A 19,563-nucleotide genomic window follows, 5' to 3' on the forward strand; every position below is an offset into this window, starting at 1 on the left:
ACTGAAAACCCTACAAACAAGACGACCCCGGCCATGACGGCCGGGGTCGCTTCAGTTTATCCGGTCTGGTCTCAGCGGGCTGCGTCCAGCGCCTGCTTCAGGTCGGCGAGGATGTCGTCGATGTGCTCGATGCCGATCGACAGGCGGATGTAACCGGCCGATACGCCGCTGGCAGCCTGTTCGGCTTCGGACAGCTGCGAGTGGGTGGTGGTGGCCGGATGGATCGCCAGGCTGCGGGCGTCCCCGATGTTGGCAACGTGGTAGAACAGCTTCAGCGCGTCGATGAACTTGCGGCCGGCTTCCAGGCCGCCCTTGAGTTCAAAGCCGACCAGGCCGCCGAAACCGCCCTTGAGGTATTTTTCGGCACGCTCGCGGTCGATGCCGCTTTGCTGCGACGGATGGATGACACTCACCACGTCCGACTGCTCGGAGAGGAACTTGGCCACGGCCGTGGCATTCGAGGAGTGACGCTCGATGCGCAGCGGCAGTGTTTCCAGGCCCTGGATCAGCTGGAAGGCGTTGAACGGCGAAAGCGCTGCACCGAGGTCGCGCAAGAGCGTGACGCGGGCCTTGATGATGTAGGCGACCGGGCCGAGCGGCTTGACGGCTTCGGACCAGACGGCGCCGTGATAGCTCGGGTCCGGTGTGTTCAGCGCCGGCTGGCGCTCCTTGTGCTTCTCCCAGTCGAAATTGCCGCCGTCGATGATGACGCCGCCGATCGAGGTGCCGTGGCCGCCGATATATTTTGTTGCCGAATAGACGACGATGGCCGCGCCATGGTCCAGCGGACGCGTCAGGATCGGCGCTGCGGTGTTGTCGACGATCAGCGGAATGCCGAATTCACGGCCGATGGCGGCCACTTCGGCGATCGGGAAGACGGCGAGCTTCGGGTTCGGCAGGGTCTCGGCATAATAGGCGCGGGTCTTGTCGTCGGTGGCGCGGCGGAAACCTTCCGGATCGACCGGATCGACGAAGCGAACTTCGATGCCCTGTTCCTTCAGCGTGTTGGCGAAGAGGTTCCAGGTGCCGCCATAAAGATTGGTCGAGGTGACGACGTTATCGCCGGCGCGTGCCAGGTTCTGGATCGCCAGGGTCGATGCCGCCTGCCCGGAGGCAAGGGCGAGTGCCGCGACACCGCCTTCGATGGCGGCCAGGCGCTTTTCCAGCACGTCGACGGTCGGGTTGCCGATACGCGTGTAGATGTTGCCGAGTTCCTTCAGCGCGAAGAGATTGGCGGCATGTTCGGCGTCGCGGAACTGGAACGAGGTCGTCTGGTAGATCGGCACGGCAACGGCGCCGGTCGCCTCATCGGCTCGCCAGCCGGCGTGGAGCGCCAGCGTTTCGGGACGAAGGTTTGCTTCAGTCATATGAATACTCCCCAAATAGACAGAATGAAAATTCGCGTAGGACACTCCGCACCGCGTTCCGCCCCACCTCTCGGGCGCCATCTTATCGATATCACCGGCTTTTCATGGGACGATTGTTGCGATCTTTGCGGCCTGTTTGAAATAGTTGTTGCCGTAGCGCGATGGCAAGGAAAAGATTTCCCGAAGCGGAGAAGAATCCCGCTGGAAAGGCGGCAAAAGCCGCTTTTTCCAGCGGCGACATGCCTGAATTTTTTGCATGATCTCCCCAAAATCCTCCGGATTTAACCCGCTTCCGCCGCCAAACGCCCGCCGGATAACGGTAAATCTCTTATATTCTGCGCAGCGCTCACTATATGGAGTGCACGCGCCGCATCATCATCGCGCGTGAGGAGAACTGAATGTTACGTCGTCTTTCGCGTTATTCCGGCCTGGTCGCAGCGCTTGCGATCGGCCTTGCCCTGTCGCTCGCCGCCATCGATGTGGCCGAGGCGCGGCGGGCAAGCGGCGGCTTCGGCAGCCGTGGCAGCCGGACGTTCGATACGCCTTCGGTCACCCGCACCGCGCCGTCCGACGCCTCGCCGATCAACCGCACCATGACTCAGCAGAATTCCGCCCAGCCGCAACGCAATGCCGGCCAGCAGCAGGCACAACGCCCCGGCCTCTTCGGCGGTTTCGGCAGGACGCTTTTCGGCGGCCTGCTGCTCGGCGGCCTGTTCGGCATGCTGCTCGGCGGCGGCTTCGGCGGCATGATGGGTTTCCTCGGCATGCTGCTGCAGATCGCCCTGATCGTCGGCCTCGGCATGCTCTTGATGCGCTTCCTCGCCAACCGTCGCCAATCATCGGCCTATGCCGCCGGCGGCAACATGCAGCGGGAAGCTTACGCTGGTGCGGGCGGCAACAAGCCGGGCTTCCAGATCCCGAGCATGGGGTCCGGTACGGCAGCCACGGCCCGCACCACCAAACCGGTGACGCAGGATATTCAGCTGTCGCCGGCCGATCTCGACCGCTTCGAAGCACTGCTGTCTGAAATCCAGTCGGCCTACGGGCGGGAAGATTATCCGACGCTGCGCCGTCTTTCGACGCCGGAAGCCATGTCTTACCTGGCGGAAGAACTCGGCGACAACGCCACCAACGGCGTGCGCAACACGGTATCGGACGTCAAGCTGCTGCAGGGCGACATTTCCGAAGCCTGGCGCGAAGGTCCGGTCGAGTATGCGACGCTCGCCATGCGCTATTCCAGCATCGATGCGCTGGTCGATCGCACCACCGGCAAGGTCGTCGATGGCGATGCCGTCAACCCGAGCGAGACGGTCGAGCTCTGGACATTCGTCCGCAAGAGCGGCGGTGACTGGCTGCTGTCGGCTATCCAGTCGGCCTGACCGACATTAAGCGATGACGGGATAGGCTGCGGCTTCCGCAGCCTTTTCCATGTCCAGGAGCCCCTGATAAGCCGCATCGCCGAGGATGGCGAAACTTTTGAGCGCAAGGGCAGCGCGCGCCGGTGCAAGGACCGGTGACGCGATGGCGGCGGCAAGCGCCTGCCGCAAGATCTCCACCTCCGCATCGGAAGCCGACGTGCGTGTGACGAAGGGCAGGCCTGGCCCTTTCGGCGTTTCCCCGATGATCCTGAGGCCGGAGACGCGCTCCGGCGCATGGGTCGCGAAGTTGCCGTAGGTGACGCAATCGATCGCCGCGACATCTGCCTGACCGGCCGCGACGGCATCGATGCTGGCCGCATGGCTGCCCGTCTCGACCACCGATGCGAAAAACCGCGTCCCATGGGCCAAAGGCGCCACCGCAGCGCGGAAAAGATTGGCGCCGGTATTGCTGTCATAAGCGTTGAGCGCGGCAATCCTGCCCCGAAAATCCGCAAGCATAGCACCCGTTTCGCTGCGGCGGGCGATCAGCAGGCTGCACATCGAGGGTCCGTCGCAGCCGGGCCGATCATAGACCGGCGTCGCGACGAGACGGACGATGCCGCGCAGCGATTTTGCGTAGGGGTAACCGCAGGTCTGCGCCAGAAGCAGCCGCGGATCAGACCATGCAGCATTATAAGCGACCGACCCGTCGAGCTGTTCCGGCACCTCCGCAACGCCTGCCTGTTTCAGCCAATCATGCAGAAAGGCCCAAAACTCTTCCTGTGCCCGAGCGACTTGTGGCGGACCGACATACATGGAGAGGCTGGCAAGACGCATGAGGCAACCGGGATAAAAGGGCGGAACTTTTCGAAAGGCGCGATGTTGATATCACGGTCCGACACGACAGGGGAGCCGCGGATGAGATTGACCGGCAAGGTGGCACTGGTAACCGGCGGCGGCTCCGGCATCGGCAAGGCGACGGCGCTGGCACTGGCCAGCGAGGGCGCAAAGCTGGGGGTACTGAGCCGTACGACCGCCGACATCGAACAGACCTGCGCAGAGATCGGCCATCTGGGCGGCGAAGGTTTGCCGATCACGGCCGACATTGCCGACGAGGCGGAAATGTCGGCCGCCATCGAAAGTCTCGTGGCGCGTTTCGGGCGGCTGGACATCATCGTCGCCAATGCCGGAATCAACGGCGTCTGGGCGCCGATCGACGACCTTCGCCCCGCCGAATGGGACAAGACCATCTCAGTCAACCTCCGCGGCACCTACCTGACGCTTCACTACGGCGTGCCGCACCTCAAGGCGGCGGGCGGCGGCTCCATCATCGTGGTCTCCTCGATCAACGGCACCCGCACCTTCTCGACGCCGGGCGCCACCGCCTATACCGCCACCAAGGCGGCGCAGGTGGCGATGGTCCAGCAGCTGGCGCTGGAGCTTGGGAAATTCCGGATCCGCGTCAACGCCGTCTGCCCGGGTCTCATCGAGACCAACATTCCCGAAAGCACCAGTCAACGCGGCCAGAGGGAAACGGAAATTCCGGTCGTCTGGCCCGAAGGCGACATTCCGATCACCCGCGGCGAGGCCGGCAGGAGCGAGGACGTTGCCGACGTGGTGGCCTTCCTGGCATGCGATGCCTCCCGCCACGTGACCGGCAGCCCTATCTGGGTGGACGGCGGCCAGGGCCTGTTGCGATAGACTGTGTCAGCGGCGGTTTACCAAGCCGGCCTCGCCGGCCGTTTACGCCGCGGGACTTTCAGCCGCCACTTCTTCCAATATCCATGAAATGAACGCCGCCACCGGCGCGTGAGACATGCGCGCATGCGGCGCCACAATGTAATAGGCGCTGGGGCTTTTCACGGCATGCGGCACCGCGATCAGCAACTGGCCGCTCTCCAGCTCCGAACGGATCATGAATTGCGGCATCAGCGCGATGCCGAGGCCGGCGATGCAGGCCTGCGAGACATTCGAGAATTGCTCGAACCACATGCCGCGGCCGGAGGCCGGCTTCAGGCCCAGGCTGCCGAACCAGTGATCCCAGGCGCCCGGCCGCGATGCCATGTGGAACAGCGGCAGGCCGAAAAGATCCTCCGGCGCCTCGATCGTGTGCTGCGCGAAAAAAGCCGGGCTGCAGACGGGCACGACGAACTCATCCATGAGAAAAGTCGATACCGCGCCGGGCCAGTCCGGCTGGCCGATATGGATCGCGGCATCGATCGCCTCACGCTCGAAATCGAAATGGCCGATGCGTGTCGCAAAGTTCAGCGTGACATGCGGATAGCGGGCGACGAAACGCGGAATGCGCGGCATCAGCCAGCGCGTGCCGAACATCGGCAGGATGGCAAGATGCAGGCTGTTTGCCTGGGTTTTCGTCATCGCCTGCAACGAGGCCTGGCGGATCATCCGCAGCGCCGGGCCGATGCTTTCCGCATAGGCCGTGCCGACCGGCGTCAGAAACACGCCGCGGCTGTTGCGCTCGAAAAGCCGTGTGCCCAGTTGTTCCTCCAGGCCCGCCACCTGCCGGCTGATCGCGCCTTGCGTCAGCGAAAGCTCGTTGGCGGCGGCCGAAAAACTGCCCAGCCGCGCCACCGCATCGAAGGCCGCCAGCGCACTGCTCGAAGGCAGGAGTTTTCGTGGTATACCGATCATCCGCTATTACTAGATGGAATAGATCGATGCGTAAACGTGGATTGCGTGACAAGGGCGTCGGCGCTATTTCATGCTCAACCTTGGAGGCGATGATGACAGAGCGTGTGGAATTTTCCTGGAGCGATCCTTTCCTGATCGAAGATCAGCTGACCGAAGAAGAGCGCATGATCCGCGACACCGCGGCCGGTTTTGCGCAGGCGGAACTTCTGCCGCGCATTCACGATGCCTATCTGGATGAGAAGACCGATGCCGGCCTGTTCCGCCTGATGGGGGAAACGGGCCTGCTCGGCATCACCGCGCCGGCACAATACGGTGCCGCCGGTGCCGGTTACGTCGCCTACGGCCTGGTTGCCCGTGAAGTCGAGCGCATCGATTCCGGCTATCGCTCGATGATGAGCGTACAGTCCTCGCTGGTCATCTATCCGATCCAGGCCTACGGCTCGGAAGAGCAGCGGCAGAAATACCTGCCCGGCCTGATTTCCGGCGAGTTGATCGGCTGCTTCGGCCTGACCGAGCCGGATGCAGGTTCCGATCCGGGCGGCATGCTCACCCGCGCCGAGAAGATCGACGGCGGTTACCGCCTGCGCGGTTCGAAGATGTGGATCTCCAATGCGCCGATCGCCGACGTCTTTGTCGTCTGGGCGAAATCGGCTGCCCACGACAACCAGATCCGCGGCTTCATCCTCGAAAAGGGCATGAAGGGTCTTTCGGCACCGAAGATCGGCGGCAAGCTTTCGCTGCGGGCATCGATAACAGGCGAAATCGTCATGGATGGCGTCGAAGTCGGTGAAGATGCGCTGCTGCCGAATGTCTCCGGCCTCAAGGGCCCGTTCGGCTGCCTCAACCGCGCCCGTTACGGTATTTCCTGGGGTGTTCTCGGGGCGGCGGAAGATTGCTGGCACCGCGCCCGGCAATATGGCCTCGACCGCAAGCAGTTCGGCAAGCCGCTGGCCGGCACCCAGCTCTTCCAGAAGAAACTGGCCGATATGCAGACGGAAATCACCCTCGGCCTGCAGGCCTCGCTGCGCGTCGGCCGCCTGATGGACGAACACAAGTTCGCTCCGGAGATGATCTCCATCGTCAAGCGCAACAATTGCGGCAAGGCGCTCGATATCGCCCGCCAGGCCCGCGACATGCATGGCGGCAACGGCATCCAGATCGAATACGGCGTCATGCGCCACGCCCAGAACCTGGAGACGGTCAACACCTACGAGGGCACCCACGACGTGCACGCGCTCATTCTCGGCCGGGCGCAGACGGGTATCCAGGCATTCTTTTGATCGCCGGGCTTGGCAACAGCAACGCCCTCATCTTATGAACATCGGCGAATGGAAGCGCCGATGTTCACCCTGACCGAAACTGCCACTTTTGAACAGGACATCAAGAAGAGTCGGTTTCTGGCGATCTGCGGTCCCATTTCCAGCGAGGAAGACGCCAAACGTTTCCTCGCCGACCATTCCGATATCGCCGCCAATCACAATTGCTGGGCATGGCGCCTCGGTCAGGCCTACCGCTTCAGCGATGACGGCGAGCCGCGTGGTACGGCCGGCAAACCGATCCTGCAGGCCATCGACGGCCAGTCGCTGGATGGTGTCGCAGCCGTCGTGACGCGCTGGTTCGGCGGCATTCTGCTGGGCAGCGGCGGGCTTATCCGTGCTTATGGCGGCACCGCCGCCTCATGCCTGCGCAATGCCGCCAAGGTGGAGCAGATCACCACCGTCACCGGAACCATCGCCTGCGGCTTTTCCGATCTTGCGCTGCTGCAGGCGAGGCTTGCCGCCTTGCCGCATGTTCAGGTGCTGTCGGAGGAGTTTACCGCAAGCGGCGCGGATATCTCCATTCGTATCGCGCTGGAATGGGCAGCGCCCATCCAGGCGATGATCAAAGACCTGACCCGTGGACAGGTGCAACTTCGCCTGGGCGACTGACATCGACGGTAAGCCACGCATTACTGCTGCGTGCCATCCGGCGTGACCTGCTGCGATGCGCCGCCGGTGCTGCTTTCAGGCGTCGGATCCCGGTCGGTGGGAACGGTCTGCTGCGGTTCGCCGGCCGGCGTGTTGTTGTCGAACGTACCGCTGCCGCTCGGCTGGTTGGCGACGGTATTGTCCGTCGTGGATGTCGTCGTCGTGGTTGGCGCGGCGGAATCGCGGTCCTGGCTTCCGCCCCACATTTCCGCGCCGCCCCAGGCCAGAAAGGCAAGGATCAGGCCACCAATCAGCACCATGAGAACCGGCCGGCCCAGCAGGCCCTGGCGCGCCTCGACCGGCGTCAATTCTTCTCGCCTGTTGGTTTGCGCGGTCGAAACCACATCGCCACGCTCGTCGATATATTGTGCCATGCTATCACCTCCGGACGCCGGTTTGCCGGATTGCAATGAAGAAGGCGTCCGGATTGGAAACGGCGCCCGGCGGCAAATGTTCCTTGCAGGCAGCGTTTCCGGCCGCCCGCCCGCCCGCAGAAAAGGCAGGGAGGCCCAATAAAATCTAAACTCGGAATGCAGGCGAACGACGATCCGCGCCACATCGAAAGACCGCCGCGCCATGGTATATAAATCATTTCAAACATATCTTTAATATAAAATAAGTATATATCCTGAAAATTACTTGGGAATTTACCGGCAATTAGCAAGACAACGCCTAAGGATACCGGAGCGCATTTTTCGCCCCGAGGGATCCGACCATGAACCGCCTGAAGCTCGCCTTCATCGCCGCCACCGCTTTGCTCGCGACCACTGCCGCTTCCGCCGAAACCACGACCTTCGAGGATGATGTCAGCGGGCTGACCGAAAGCCAGATGGAAACGACGGTCGAGTTCGCCTTCGACAACGGCCTCTTCTTCCTGTTTCACGAAATGGGGCACATGCTGATCTCGGAATTCGACCTGCCGGTGCTCGGCCGGGAGGAGGATGCCGCCGATACCCTTTCGACGCTGATCCTGCTGGAGATGGACGATGCCGTGTTCGACAAGGCGCTCGCCGACAGCGTCGAGGGCTGGAAAATGTCCTACGAGGCCGGCGAGGAGCCCGATCTCTGGGACACCCATTCCCTCGATCGGCAGCGCGCCTATCACATGGTCTGCATGATGGTCGGCAAGAACGCGGAGAAATTCCGCAAGGTGGCCAACGATCTGGAGATGCCGGACGATCGGCGCGAGGAATGCGCCGACGACTACACAAAGGCGCATGCCAGTTGGTTCGGCCTGCTGGAAAAGCACGTTCGCAAGACCGGCAAGGAACCGGGCTTCACCGTCAGCTACCAGAACCCCAAGGACAAGAACCTTTCCGACTATGCCGAACTGGTCAAGGTTTCCAGCATGCTGGAAATCGTCCAGCAGGTCGCCGCCATGTACAAGCTCAAGGACGGCATCAAGCTGACGGCTTCCGAATGCGGCGATGCCAATGCCTACTGGTCGGCGGACGACCGGGAACTGACCTACTGCTACGAACTGTCCCAGTGGTATACCCAGGCCATGGCCGGCACCTTCCAGCAGGAAGTCGGCGATGCGGGCGACGTCCGTGATGCCGGTAGCGCGAGAGAATAATTGCAGCTTTACGCGAGGCCACCGTCACGCCGCAGATGCCGAGGGTGATCTCCACCGCAACAGAAAAAGGCCGGAGCGGCGAGGTTCGCTCCGGCCTTTGTTTTAACTCGCCTGCCGCTCGGCGAGGCGCCTGTCCACATAGGTCTTGAGACCGGCGAAATCCGTCTTGCCGGAACCGAGCAGCGGCACGCTGCCCTGCAGGATCTCGCCGGGGATGGCCAGTTCGCTCACCCCCTTGGCCCGGGCATGGGCGAGCAGGTCTGCGCGGCTCGCCTTGGGATTGTCGATCACCATCACCAGGCGTTCGCCCTTCTTGGCATCGGCGACGGCAACCACGCCCACCGGGATGCCCGGCCAGACTTCGCCCGCCAGCGCCTCGATCGCCGCCAGCGACACCATCTCTCCGCCGATCTTGGCAAACCGCTTGGCGCGGCCGCGGATGGTGACGAAACCGTCCTCGTCGATGGTGACGATATCGCCGGTATCGTGCCAGCCATCGGCCGGGACTTCCAGCACGCCGGGATTTTCCGTCCGCAGGTAACCGGCCATGACATTCGGACCGCTGACGAACAGGCGGCCGCCCTCATCGACACCCGGCACCGGTTCCAGCCGCGCCGTGATGCCCGGCATCAATTTTCCGACCGTTCCCGGCCGGTTGTACATCGGCGTGTTGAGGGCGATAACGGGGGCTGCCTCCGTGACGCCGTAGCCTTCCAGGATACGGATGCCGAACTTGTCCATGTAGGTTTCGCGGGTCGAGCGCTTCACCGGTTCGGCGCCGGCAAAGCAGTAGCGGATCGAGCGCAGGTCGTAGGGATGGGCGGAGCGGGCATAACCGGCAAGGAACGTATCGGTGCCGAAGATGATCGTCGCATTGCTGGAATAGATCGCCTCCGGAATGATCCGGTAGTGCAGCGGCGACGGATAAAGATAGACCGGCACGCCGCTGGCGAGCGGCAGGATGGTGCCGGCCGTCAGGCCGAAGGAATGGAACACCGGCAGGACGTTGAACACCTTGTCGCCATTGTGGAAATCGACACGCGCCGCGGCCTGCGAAACGTTGGCGAGAATGTTGGCATGGGTCAGCACCACGCCTTTTGGCGTTCCCTCTGAACCGGAGGTAAACAGGATCGCCGCACGGTCGGTGGTCTGCCGCGCCGTCAACGGCCGCGACCGGCCGATCAGGCCGCGGATCTTGTCGAGCTTGGAAACGGTTCCCCGCAGGTCATCGAGGTAAACGATACGCGTGCCGCTTTCCGTCAGGCCATCGATCACCGCTTCGAGCCGTGCCTGCTTGATGAAGGCCCGCGATGTCAGGATGGTGCGGATCTCGGCGGCGGTGCAGGCGGCGCGCAGATTGGCGAGGCCGGCGGTAAAATTCATCATGGCCGGCACCTTGCCTGCGGAGACGAGGCCGAGCAGGCTGACGACCGCGCCATTGGCATTCGGCAGCAGCAGGCCGATCGTTTCTTCGCCGGAGAACATGCGGTCGAATTTCGCCGCCAGAACCCGCGCGCCGGTGAGCATCGTCGCATAGGAGAGCCGGCCGGTCAGCGGATCTTCGAGCGCGTTGCGCTTCATGCCGTAGGTATGGCCGGCCTTGATGATCTCTTCCAGAATGGTGCCGGTCTTGCCGCTGGTGGCGAAGACGAGGCCCGACATGATGCGGTAGAGGGCGGCGGCGGCGGCCTGCCGGCGCTTGCGGCCCTTGAGCTCGGGCGAAACGGAGAGTTTAACCGGCTCGATGATGGTGACGCGCACCTTGGGGAAAAGCTGTTTGCGGGTGTGGAAGGAGCTGAGACGCGAAAAGATGGTGCGCTCCAGGCCGTCGATCTTGATCGGCACGATCATCGAGCCGGTCTTGTCTGCCACCATCGCCGCACCGTCATAGACCTTCATCAGGCTGCCGGTCACCGTCAGGCGGCCTTCGGGGAAGATGACCAGCGGCTCGCCGCCTTCCACCGCGCGGATCAGCGAGCGGGTGGCCATCGGCCGGGTCGGGTCGAGCGGGAAGGCGTTGGCGAGTTTCAGGAACGGTCGCACCCACCAGCGCTGGGCGATGTCGGTGTTGATGGCGAAGACCGGCTGGCGCATGCCCTGGGCATCCGAGAGCGCCAGCGCCAGCGCGGCATCGAGGAAGGAGACATGATTCAGCGCCAGGATCGGCGTCGGGCCGGCTTTTGCCAGGTTCTCGATGCCGTCGACTTCCAGGCGGAAGAAGGCGCGCATCAGGATAGAGATGAAATCGCGGAAGGGATCGGTCGGCAGGAACCGCAGCATCAGGCCGGCCGCCACCAGGGATGCGACGCCGAGGCCGACAGTGATGAGCCACAGCGGCGCGCCGGCCGCCTGGATGGCTGCGACCGCGACACCGCCGACTGCCATGAAGACGGCATTCAGCACGTTGTTGGCGGCGACGGCACGGGCACGCTGCTCCGGCTTCGCCCAGGCCTGCAGCGCGGCAAAGCTCGGCACGATCAGGAAGGCGCCGGTGACGGCGGCGAGCGCCAGGTCGACGGCGACGCGGATCGTGCCGGGAGAACCGAAGAAGCTGGAAAGATCGGGCGCAACGGTGGCGGCCGGTGTCAGGCCGGAGATGACGATGCCGAGATCGACGGCGACCAGGCCGAAGAGAATGGTGCCGATCACCGCCTGCAGCAGCACGATGCGGCCGGCCGAAAGCCAGGCGGCGATGGAGGAGCCGATGGCGATCGAAACCGCGAAGATGGTGAGGTAGGCGGTGATGGCGATCTCGCTGCCGCCCAGCGTCTTGACCAGCGGCGGCAGGATGGAGAGCACGATTGCGCCCATCAGCCAGAACCACGAGACCATCAGCGAGGTGACCAGCATGCGCCGCTCACCACAAATCTCCCGCGTCAGCCGCCAAGTGGAACGAACGATGTTGGCATCGATGCGGAGGTCCGGAGCCGCGCTGCCGGTGCGCGGGATCAGGCAGCTCGCGCCCCAGGCGATGGCGGCAAAACCGATGATCAGCGGCCCGAAGATCGCCGGGTGATCGCCGCCGCTGGCAAAGGAGATGCCGGCAAAGATCGTGCCCGAGAGGATGGCGATGAACGTCGCGCCCTCGATCCAGGCATTCGCCGCCGGCAGTTGTTCGCGGTCGAGATGATCGGGAAGGATGGCATATTTGATCGGCCCGAACAGCGCCGATCCGACGCCGAACAGGAACAGCGCCGCCATCATGCCCTCGATCGAATGAAAGGCGATGGCGCCGACCGCGATGGCGGCTGCGGCGATTTCGCCGAGCTTCAGCCAGCGGGCGACGACCGCCTTGTCGAAACGGTCGGCCAGTTCGCCGCCAAGCGCGGAGAGCAGCAGGAAGGGAGCGATGAAGATGGCGCCGGCCAGCGTCACCAGCGAGGCCGCCTCGGAGGCCGACATTTTCGCCAGGATGAGGAAGACCAGCGTGTTCTTCAGGAAATTGTCGTTAAAGGCAGCGAAGAACTGCGTCCAGAACAGCGGCGCAAAACGCCGCGACAGGATCAGCGGCCCGGCTTTCTGTTGCTCTTGCATCGTAACTCCATCCCCGGTTGGGAGCCGCCAACTTCGACCGGCTCGACAATTGAACTTGAACATCGTTCATTTTAAGATAGAATGAATTTGAACGCTGATCAATCTCATTTTTGATCATTGCTCAAAATAAAATCGATGCCGTGCCCCAGGGAACCTCCATGCCGATTTCCGCCGAACAGAAAGAAGAGCTCACGCAACGGATCCTTGACGTGACAGAACGACAGATCGCCGAAAACGGCCTGGCTGCCGTTTCCACCCGGTCGATCGCGCGCGGGGCGGGATGTTCGGGCGGCTCCATCTATACACGCTTTTCCGATTTCGACGATCTGGTGCTGGCAGTCAATTCGCGGGTGCTCTCCCGCTTCGGCTCGATCCTCGCCGACCTTCGCGAGAGTGCGAGAAATTTGCCGGTGGAGCAGCGGCTTTGCGGCATGGCGGATGCCTATCTCGATTTTGCGCTGGGCGAGCGCAATGCCTGGAGCGCGCTGTTCGAGCACCGGCTGCCGGATGGCAGGTCCCTGCCCGATTGGCACCGTGACGATCACTACCGCCTGTTCGCCATGATCGAGGAACCGCTGCTGGAACTCGACCCGAAACTGACCCCGGCCCAGGCTGCCGCGTTGGCCCGCACCATCTATTCCGCCGTCCACGGCATCGTTTCGTTGAGCATCGAGGATCGGCTTGGCCGCGTCGACGAGGCAAGTTTGCGCGGTCAGTTGCGGCTCGTGATCCTGGCCCTGGCCGCCGGTCTGCGGCAGACACCCCCGAGCGGCAGCCTATGACGGCACCCCATGGAGGAAATGCCCATTCCGCGTTTTCCGACGCATTTTAACGATTTGCTAACCATAATTATAGAAATCGTTTTTCGATCGTTGTTAAAGCAAACAGCGGGTTAGCTTGTGTCACAGGGTATTCCCTGCCTGCCGACATCATCGCTTCGATTTTACCCCTGCAGAGCAAAGCGGCCCGTGACCTCGGAGGAAGAGCGGGCTCTCAGTTGCGCCCCTTGTCCTTGCGATTCGCTTTCAGGAACTGAAGATAAAGCTGATCCAGCTGCGCCGCAACATATTCCCCGAATTCCGGCACGATCTTGTTGTTGAACACCAGCGATGTCTGGGCGCGCCGCGCCTCCAGACGGGCCGCCTTCACGGTGCCGTTGATCACAATATCGCGGTCATTCGAGGCGTTCGAGGCAGTGGCCGGCGCCAGGGCGTCGAACAGCTTGACGAAACGGCCATCGCTATCGGCCATCAGGAAATCGCGCTGGCCGGTCAGTGCCTCGGCATTGTCCATGGCATCCGCCACTGTCAGCCGATCGGCCATCGCCAACCAGCGGGCGCGGCCGGCCTTGGGGGCAGGCCCGATCTGGTTCAGCAGGCTTTCGGGGATCATCCGCGCCACGGCGATATAACGGCTCAGGTCCGCCTTGTCAGTGGAAAGGGCGGCCATGATCGTCACGCGATCGAAACCCTTTTCCTCCAGACGGCGCGCGAACAGCGCCTTCTCGATGTAGGAGAGATCCTTGCGGTCGAGATTTTCCTTACCCTGGGCGATCACCAGCTCGTTGTCGCTGAGCGGCTGAACCACCGCCTTGACCGGAATGCCGAGATGCTGCGCGGCGCGCAGGCGGCGGTGGCCGTAAGCCACCTGATAGCGCTCCGCATTTTCCGGATGCGGCCGCACCAGGATGGGAACCTGCTGGCCGCTCTCGCGAATGCTGGCGACAAGCTCCTGGAAATCCGGATCGACATCGATGATCAGCCGGTCGTTGACCATCGAGCCGTCGACCATGGCCGGATCGAGGTCGACGACGACCATACCGCTGGCAATCTGCTCCTTGAGCTTGCTTGCAGCACGGGCGCCTTCCGTCAGCTCCTGCAGCGACGCGCCCATGGCGGAGACGGCGCCGGTACGGACGCGCTCGCGCTCCTTCTCCGGCGGCGTCGGGTTGGGAGATCCCAACTTCATCATGAAAAGCGAATTGACGGTGTCTTTCCGGCTCATATCAGAATCCTCGTCGTAACCGTTACCCACAACATCATGTCGGGCTTGCACCGCACTGTTGGGAGCTCCCAACGCACGGCGCGTCGATCCTAACGAGAAGTACGTCCCCAAGCGGCGCGGATCAAGCCTTCGATTTCACCATGCACAGCATCCAGCGCTTCCAGGGCGCGATCATAGGTCGATCGGGTCATGCTTTCCCTGCCGATTTCATACAGCGTCTGCTTGGTCAGCCCGGCATCGGAGACCGCTGCCGACTTCACCATCGGGTTGAGCAACACGGCATCGCCGAAGAGATTGCGCAGCAGGGCGACCACTTTCGTCTGCGGCGCATCCTGCGGCTCGAAGCGGGTAATGAGGTAGCGGACGAAATCGTAATGCAGCGTGCCGCCCGCCTCGCGGACGACGGAAAGAAGGTCTTTCGTCATCAGCAGGAACTGGCTCATCGAGGCGATGTCCATCATCTGCGGATGGATGGTGATGATCATGCCCGTCGAGGCGCACAGGCCGCTCAGCGTCAGGTAGCCCAGCTGCGGCGGGCAATCGATGACGACGACGTCGTATTGATCGGCAACGTCATCGATGGCCGCCGCGATGCGCGTAAAAAAAATCTCGCCGCCCTTGCCATCGCCGGTGGCAAGCGCCCGCGGCGTGGTGTGCTCGAACTCCATCAGCTCCAGATTGCCCGGTACCAGGTCGAGACCATCGAAATAGGTCTGCCGCACCACCTCGCGCAGCGGTCGCCGTTGATCGTCATAACGGATCGCGGCGTAAAGCGTTTCGTTGCTGGCGAGGTCGGTTTCCGGCAGCACGCCGAAGAGCGCCGAAAGGCTGGCCTGCGGATCAAGGTCGATCGCCAAGACGCGATAGCCGCGAAGGGCGAGATATTGCGCCAGGTGCGCCGACGTCGTGGTCTTGCCGGAGCCGCCCTTGAAGTTCGTCACCGCCAGCACCTGCAGGTGATCACCCGCGCCGCGCCGCGGGACGAAGTCGTAAGCCTCCCGGCCCCGCGCCGTGCTCGCCAGTCGCCGGCGGATTTCGTTGATCTGCGGCAGGCTGTAGAAGCGGCGGCCGGCTGGACTGGTGGTCGGCTCCGGCCCCTCGCCGGCCAGCGCCATCTTGCGCAGCGTCGAGTCGGAAATCCCCATGAGCCGGGCCGCCTCTCCAGAGGTGAAACGGCGTAGGGTCTTGTGCGACGTCGGCGGGAAAAACGCCTCGCTCATCGCCTGAAGTTGCGAACTCAGGATCGACGCATGCTGGCCGATGGTCTCATCGACCGAAGGAAGATTGTCCAGATGCCTGCGATTGCTCACGCTCATTCTCCCTGATCACGGTTATTTCCGTTATCGGAGATCATTACCGTGACAAGATGAAAACGCAATGATACCGGCTGCTGCCTCTGTCAGATATGCAGAGAGTGCCCCAGAATGCGCAGGCTTGCCTCATGCAAGGCTTCGCCCAGCGTCGGGTGGGCATGGACCGTTCCGGCGATATCCTCCAGCCTCGCCCCCATTTCGATCGCCTGGGCAAAAGCCGTCGAAAGCTCCGAGATCCCGGCACCGACTGCCTGGATGCCGAGAACCAGATGGCTGTCGGCCTCACAGACCACGCGGATGAAACCGTCGTCCCGACCCATGGTCATGGCGCGGCCATTCCCCTGGAACGGAAAGCTGCCGGTCTTGACCTCCAGCCCCGCGGCCCGTGCCTCCTCCGCTGTGCGGCCGACCGACACGATCTCCGGATCGGTAAAACAGACGGCAGGGATGCAGCGTTTATCCCAGCCGCGCCGGAGGCCGGCGATGATCTCTGCCACCATTTCGCCCTGGGCCATGGCCCGGTGCGCCAGCATCGGTTCGCCCGTTACATCGCCGATGGCGTAGACGCCGCGCATCGACGTGCGGCACCGCTCGTCGATGCGGATGAAGCGCCCGGCCATGTCGAGGCGGATTTCGTCGAGGCCGAACCCCTCGGTCAGCGGCCGCCGACCGACCGTCACGAGCACCCGCTCGGCGGCAATCGTCTCATCCGTGCCATCAGCCCGGCGCACCACCAGTCCCTCGCCATCCGGCGCCAATCCCCTGGCGGCCGCCCCGGTGAGCACGCGCGCACCCAGCTCCTGCAGCCGCTTCGTTACGGGGCGCACCAGCTCGGCATCGTAGAGCGGCAAGATCTGTGCTGCCGCCTCGACCACCGTCACGGATGCACCGAGCTTGGCATAAGCCATGCCGATCTCCAGCCCGATGTAACCGCCACCGACGACGGCCAGCGTCTTCGGCACCGCCGTCAGCGCCAGGGCTTCGGTGGACGACAGCACCCGGCCGCCGAACGGCAAGGTCGGCAGCTCGACCGGCACGGAGCCGGTGGCGATGATGACGTTTTCGGCGCGGATGATCTGTTCGCCCATGTCCGTCTCGGCGGCGAGGGTCTTGCCGTCGAGAAACCGCGCCGTGCCGAACACGATTTTCACCCTGGCCTTTTTCAGCAATCCGGAAACGCCGGATGTGAGGCGCGAAACGATGCCGTCCTTCCATTCGACGGTGCGGCGCAGATCGATTGCCGGATCGGACGCGGTGATCCCCATGGCGCCGCCATCGGCAAAATGCCGCAACCTTGAAAATTCGTCGGCCGCATGGATCAGCGCCTTGGACGGAATGCAGCCGACCGTCAGGCAGGTGCCACCCGGCATCTTCTTCTCGACCAGCACGGTATCGAGCCCGAGCTGCCCGGCCCGGATCGCCGCGACATAGCCGCCGGGGCCACCGCCGATCACCGCCACCTTGCAGATGATATCTTTCATCGCTCAGCCCCCCACGAACATCATTGCAGGCATTTCCATCAACGTTTTCAATCGCTTGACGAATATAGCGGCATCCCAGCCGTCGATCACCCGGTGATCGAAGGACGAGGAGAGGTTCATCATCTTGCGCGGCACGAATTGTTGCCCGTCCCAGTGCGGCCTGACCGCAATCTTGTTGACGCCGACAATCGCCACCTCCGGCCTGTTGATGATCGGCGTGGTCGCCACCGCGCCCAGCGGACCGAGGGAGGAGATGGTGATCGTCGATCCGGAAAGCTCCTCGCGCCGGGCCGTTCCATTGCGCGAGGCCTCGGCCACCCGGGCGAGTTCGGCAGCGGCGGCATAAAGCCCCAGTGTCTCGGCATGGCGGATCACCGGCACCAGCAGCCCGTTCGGCGTCTGTGACGCGATGCCGACATGCACGCCGCCGAACTGGCGGATGATTTCCGCCTCGTCGTCGTAATGGGCATTGAGCGCCGGCTGCTCCTTCACCGCCTTGACGATGGCGCGGATCAGGAAGGGCAGCACGGTCAGCTTCGGCCGGCCCGCAACGCCTTCGGCATTCATGCGTGTCCGCAGGTCCTCCAGGGCGCTGACATCCACCTCCTCGACGATGGTGATGTGGGGAATATGCGCCTTGGCCTCGGCCATGCGTTCGGCGATCTTGCGGCGCAGCCCCACCATCTTGATTTCCGTGACGGAGAGATCGGCCCCCGGCGTGGCGGATGGCCGGGCCGTGTCGTCCTGTTGCTGAAAGGCGTCGAGATCGTCATGGGTGATCCGGCCCGCCGGCCCGGAGCCGCGCACCCGGCGAAGATCGATGCCGGCCTCGCGCGCCCGCAGCCGCACGGAAGGCGGCGCCAGCGGCTTTTCGCCCTCGGGCCGCCTGGGACCGGCACCGGCAAATGTCCGGCCGAGCGGAGACGGTGCTTCCTTCTCTGAAGCAGCAGCGACCGGAGCCGGCTTTACACGCTCCTGCTGCCGGACCATCTCCGGCTCGACCACGGTCGGGGGAGCCTGTTCCGCGACGGCCAACTCGCTGTCGTCTTCGCCTTCGACTTCGATCCGCACGATGTCCGAGCCGATGGCGACCGTTTCGCCGACCGTGGCGCCGAGCCAGATCACCTTGCCGGTGACGGCGGAGGGAATTTCCACCGTCGCCTTGTCGGTCATCACGGCCGCCAGCAAGTCGTCCTCGCGCACCATGTCGCCCAATTTCACATGCCACTCGGTAAGCTCGGCCTCGGCAATGCCTTCGCCGACATCGGGCAATTTGACCGAAAACACACCCATGTTCAGGCCTCCATGATTTGCTGCAGCGCCCGGCCGACACGATCCGGGCCGGGGAAATAGTCCCATTCCTGCGCATGCGGATAAGGCGTATCCCAGCCGGTCACCCGAAGGATCGGCGCTTCGAGATTATAAAAGCAATCGCGCTGCACCACGGCCGCCAGCTCGGCGCCGAAACCGGAGGTCAGCGTCGCCTCGTGAACGATGACGCAGCGTCCGGTCTTCTGCACCGAAGCGACGATCGTCGGTGTATCGAGCGGCAGCAGCGTGCGCAGATCGATCACCTCGGCATCGATGCCGGTGGCCTCCGCAGCCGCAAGCGCCACATGCACCATGGTGCCATAGGCCAGCACCGTCACCGCCTGCCCTTCGCGGCGAATAGCGGCGCTTCCGAGCGGCACCAGGTGATGCCCGTCCGGAACCTCGCCGAGATCGTGCTTCTTCCAGGAAACCACCGGCTTTTCATGATAGCCGTCGAAGGGACCGTTGTAGAGCCGCTTCGGCTCCAGGAAGATCACCGGATCGGGATCGGCAATCGCCGCGAGCAGCAGGCCCTTGGCATCCGCCGGTGTCGAAGGCACGACGGTCTTCAGGCCGGCGACGTGGGTGAACAGCGCCTCCGGGCTCTGGCTGTGCGTCTGCGCCCCGAAAATCCCGCCGCCGGTCGGCATGCGCACCACCAGCGGGCAGGTGAATTCCCCGGCAGATCGGTAGCGCAGCCGCGCAGCCTCCGAGACGATCTGGTCGTAGGCGGGATACATGTAATCGGCGAACTGGATTTCGACGCACGGTTTCAGGCCATAGGCCGCCATGCCGATGGCGGTTCCGACGATGCCGAGTTCGCTGATCGGCGTGTCGAAGCAGCGCGACGTACCGTATTTCTTCTGCAGGCCGGCGGTGCAGCGGAAGACGCCGCCGAAATAACCGACATCCTCGCCGAAGACGACGACCTTGTCGTCGTCGCCCATGGCGATGTCGAGGGCGTTCTGGATCGCCTCGATCATGGTCATCTTCGCCATGG

General features: G+C 63.6%; 17 protein-coding genes. 6 read left to right on the plus strand and 11 right to left on the minus strand.

Annotation, left to right across the window (positions count from 1 at the left end; translation table 11 throughout):
* Positions 1–71: 71 nt before the first annotated feature.
* Both DEM27_RS13360 and DEM27_RS34005 read right to left on the minus strand, forming a co-directional pair.
* On the minus strand, positions 72–1,367 hold the full coding sequence (locus DEM27_RS13360; protein WP_109458744.1) for an O-acetylhomoserine aminocarboxypropyltransferase/cysteine synthase family protein: 1,296 nt from the start codon (positions 1,365–1,367) through the stop codon (positions 72–74).
* A 102-nt stretch (positions 1,368–1,469) separates the two neighbouring features.
* Positions 1,470–1,625 carry a hypothetical protein gene (locus DEM27_RS34005; RefSeq protein WP_165823421.1) on the minus strand — a complete coding sequence of 52 codons (156 nt, stop codon included), beginning with the start codon at positions 1,623–1,625 and terminating at the stop codon, positions 1,470–1,472.
* Between the two features lie 140 nt (positions 1,626–1,765).
* Here DEM27_RS34005 and DEM27_RS13365 point away from each other — a divergent pair, with 140 nt between their 5' ends.
* Entirely contained in the window at positions 1,766–2,746 is a 981-nt protein-coding gene (locus DEM27_RS13365; protein ID WP_109458745.1) for a TIM44-like domain-containing protein, read from the plus strand.
* A gap of 6 nt (positions 2,747–2,752) precedes the next feature.
* On the opposite strand, the gene DEM27_RS13370 is transcribed toward DEM27_RS13365, so the two are convergent.
* The gene (locus DEM27_RS13370; RefSeq protein ID WP_109458746.1) at positions 2,753–3,562 is read right to left on the minus strand and encodes a phosphate/phosphite/phosphonate ABC transporter substrate-binding protein; all 810 of its coding nucleotides are present in this window, start codon (positions 3,560–3,562) and stop codon (positions 2,753–2,755) included.
* Positions 3,563–3,643: 81 nt separating this feature from the next.
* Here DEM27_RS13370 and DEM27_RS13375 point away from each other — a divergent pair, with 81 nt between their 5' ends.
* Positions 3,644–4,426, plus strand: coding sequence for an SDR family oxidoreductase (locus tag DEM27_RS13375; RefSeq protein ID WP_109458747.1), 783 nt, complete (start codon positions 3,644–3,646; stop codon positions 4,424–4,426).
* Between the two features lie 42 nt (positions 4,427–4,468).
* Here the strand turns inward: DEM27_RS13375 and DEM27_RS13380 are convergent, their stop codons facing one another.
* Positions 4,469–5,377: a LysR family transcriptional regulator gene (locus DEM27_RS13380; protein WP_109458748.1), complete on the minus strand. Its 909-nt coding sequence runs from the start codon at positions 5,375–5,377 to the stop codon at positions 4,469–4,471.
* A 92-nt stretch (positions 5,378–5,469) separates the two neighbouring features.
* On the opposite strand from DEM27_RS13380, the gene DEM27_RS13385 reads away from it, so the two are divergent.
* Together DEM27_RS13385 and DEM27_RS13390 are read left to right on the plus strand one after the other, a co-directional pair.
* Positions 5,470–6,657, plus strand: coding sequence for an acyl-CoA dehydrogenase (locus tag DEM27_RS13385; protein WP_109458958.1), 1,188 nt, complete (start codon positions 5,470–5,472; stop codon positions 6,655–6,657).
* A gap of 60 nt (positions 6,658–6,717) precedes the next feature.
* The gene (locus DEM27_RS13390; RefSeq protein ID WP_109458959.1) at positions 6,718–7,305 is read left to right on the plus strand and encodes an IMPACT family protein; all 588 of its coding nucleotides are present in this window, start codon (positions 6,718–6,720) and stop codon (positions 7,303–7,305) included.
* 20 nt (positions 7,306–7,325) lie between these two features.
* Here the strand turns inward: DEM27_RS13390 and DEM27_RS13395 are convergent, their stop codons facing one another.
* Positions 7,326–7,718, minus strand: a complete 393-nt coding sequence (locus tag DEM27_RS13395; protein ID WP_109458749.1) for a hypothetical protein — start codon at positions 7,716–7,718, stop codon at positions 7,326–7,328.
* A 341-nt stretch (positions 7,719–8,059) separates the two neighbouring features.
* Between DEM27_RS13395 and DEM27_RS13400 the strand changes: the two genes are divergently transcribed.
* Positions 8,060–8,920: a DUF4344 domain-containing metallopeptidase gene (locus tag DEM27_RS13400; protein ID WP_109458750.1), complete on the plus strand. Its 861-nt coding sequence runs from the start codon at positions 8,060–8,062 to the stop codon at positions 8,918–8,920.
* 102 nt (positions 8,921–9,022) lie between these two features.
* On the opposite strand, the gene DEM27_RS13405 is transcribed toward DEM27_RS13400, so the two are convergent.
* The gene (locus tag DEM27_RS13405) at positions 9,023–12,454 is read right to left on the minus strand and encodes an acyl-[ACP]--phospholipid O-acyltransferase (RefSeq protein ID WP_109458751.1); all 3,432 of its coding nucleotides are present in this window, start codon (positions 12,452–12,454) and stop codon (positions 9,023–9,025) included.
* 209 nt (positions 12,455–12,663) lie between these two features.
* Here DEM27_RS13405 and DEM27_RS13410 point away from each other — a divergent pair, with 209 nt between their 5' ends.
* Positions 12,664–13,236 (plus strand): TetR/AcrR family transcriptional regulator, encoded by a 573-nt coding sequence (locus tag DEM27_RS13410; RefSeq protein ID WP_165823422.1) that lies wholly within the window; start codon positions 12,664–12,666, stop codon positions 13,234–13,236.
* 211 nt (positions 13,237–13,447) lie between these two features.
* Here the strand turns inward: DEM27_RS13410 and repB are convergent, their stop codons facing one another.
* The 5 genes from repB to DEM27_RS13435 all read right to left on the minus strand — a co-directional run bounded on the left by repB (position 13,448) and on the right by DEM27_RS13435 (position 19,561).
* Entirely contained in the window at positions 13,448–14,458 is a 1,011-nt protein-coding gene (gene repB, locus DEM27_RS13415) for a plasmid partitioning protein RepB (RefSeq protein WP_109458753.1), read from the minus strand.
* 89 nt (positions 14,459–14,547) lie between these two features.
* Positions 14,548–15,768 carry a plasmid partitioning protein RepA gene (gene repA, locus DEM27_RS13420; RefSeq protein WP_420028817.1) on the minus strand — a complete coding sequence of 407 codons (1,221 nt, stop codon included), beginning with the start codon at positions 15,766–15,768 and terminating at the stop codon, positions 14,548–14,550.
* Positions 15,769–15,857: 89 nt separating this feature from the next.
* The gene (gene lpdA / locus DEM27_RS13425; RefSeq protein WP_109458755.1) at positions 15,858–17,252 is read right to left on the minus strand and encodes a dihydrolipoyl dehydrogenase; all 1,395 of its coding nucleotides are present in this window, start codon (positions 17,250–17,252) and stop codon (positions 15,858–15,860) included.
* A gap of 3 nt (positions 17,253–17,255) precedes the next feature.
* Positions 17,256–18,545 carry a dihydrolipoamide acetyltransferase family protein gene (locus DEM27_RS13430; protein ID WP_109458756.1) on the minus strand — a complete coding sequence of 430 codons (1,290 nt, stop codon included), beginning with the start codon at positions 18,543–18,545 and terminating at the stop codon, positions 17,256–17,258.
* Positions 18,546–18,547: 2 nt separating this feature from the next.
* Positions 18,548–19,561: an alpha-ketoacid dehydrogenase subunit beta gene (locus DEM27_RS13435; RefSeq protein ID WP_109458757.1), complete on the minus strand. Its 1,014-nt coding sequence runs from the start codon at positions 19,559–19,561 to the stop codon at positions 18,548–18,550.
* Positions 19,562–19,563: the final 2 nt, after the last annotated feature.

This window comes from Rhizobium album (assembly GCF_003122325.1).
Classification (GTDB): domain Bacteria; phylum Pseudomonadota; class Alphaproteobacteria; order Rhizobiales; family Rhizobiaceae; genus Metarhizobium; species Metarhizobium album.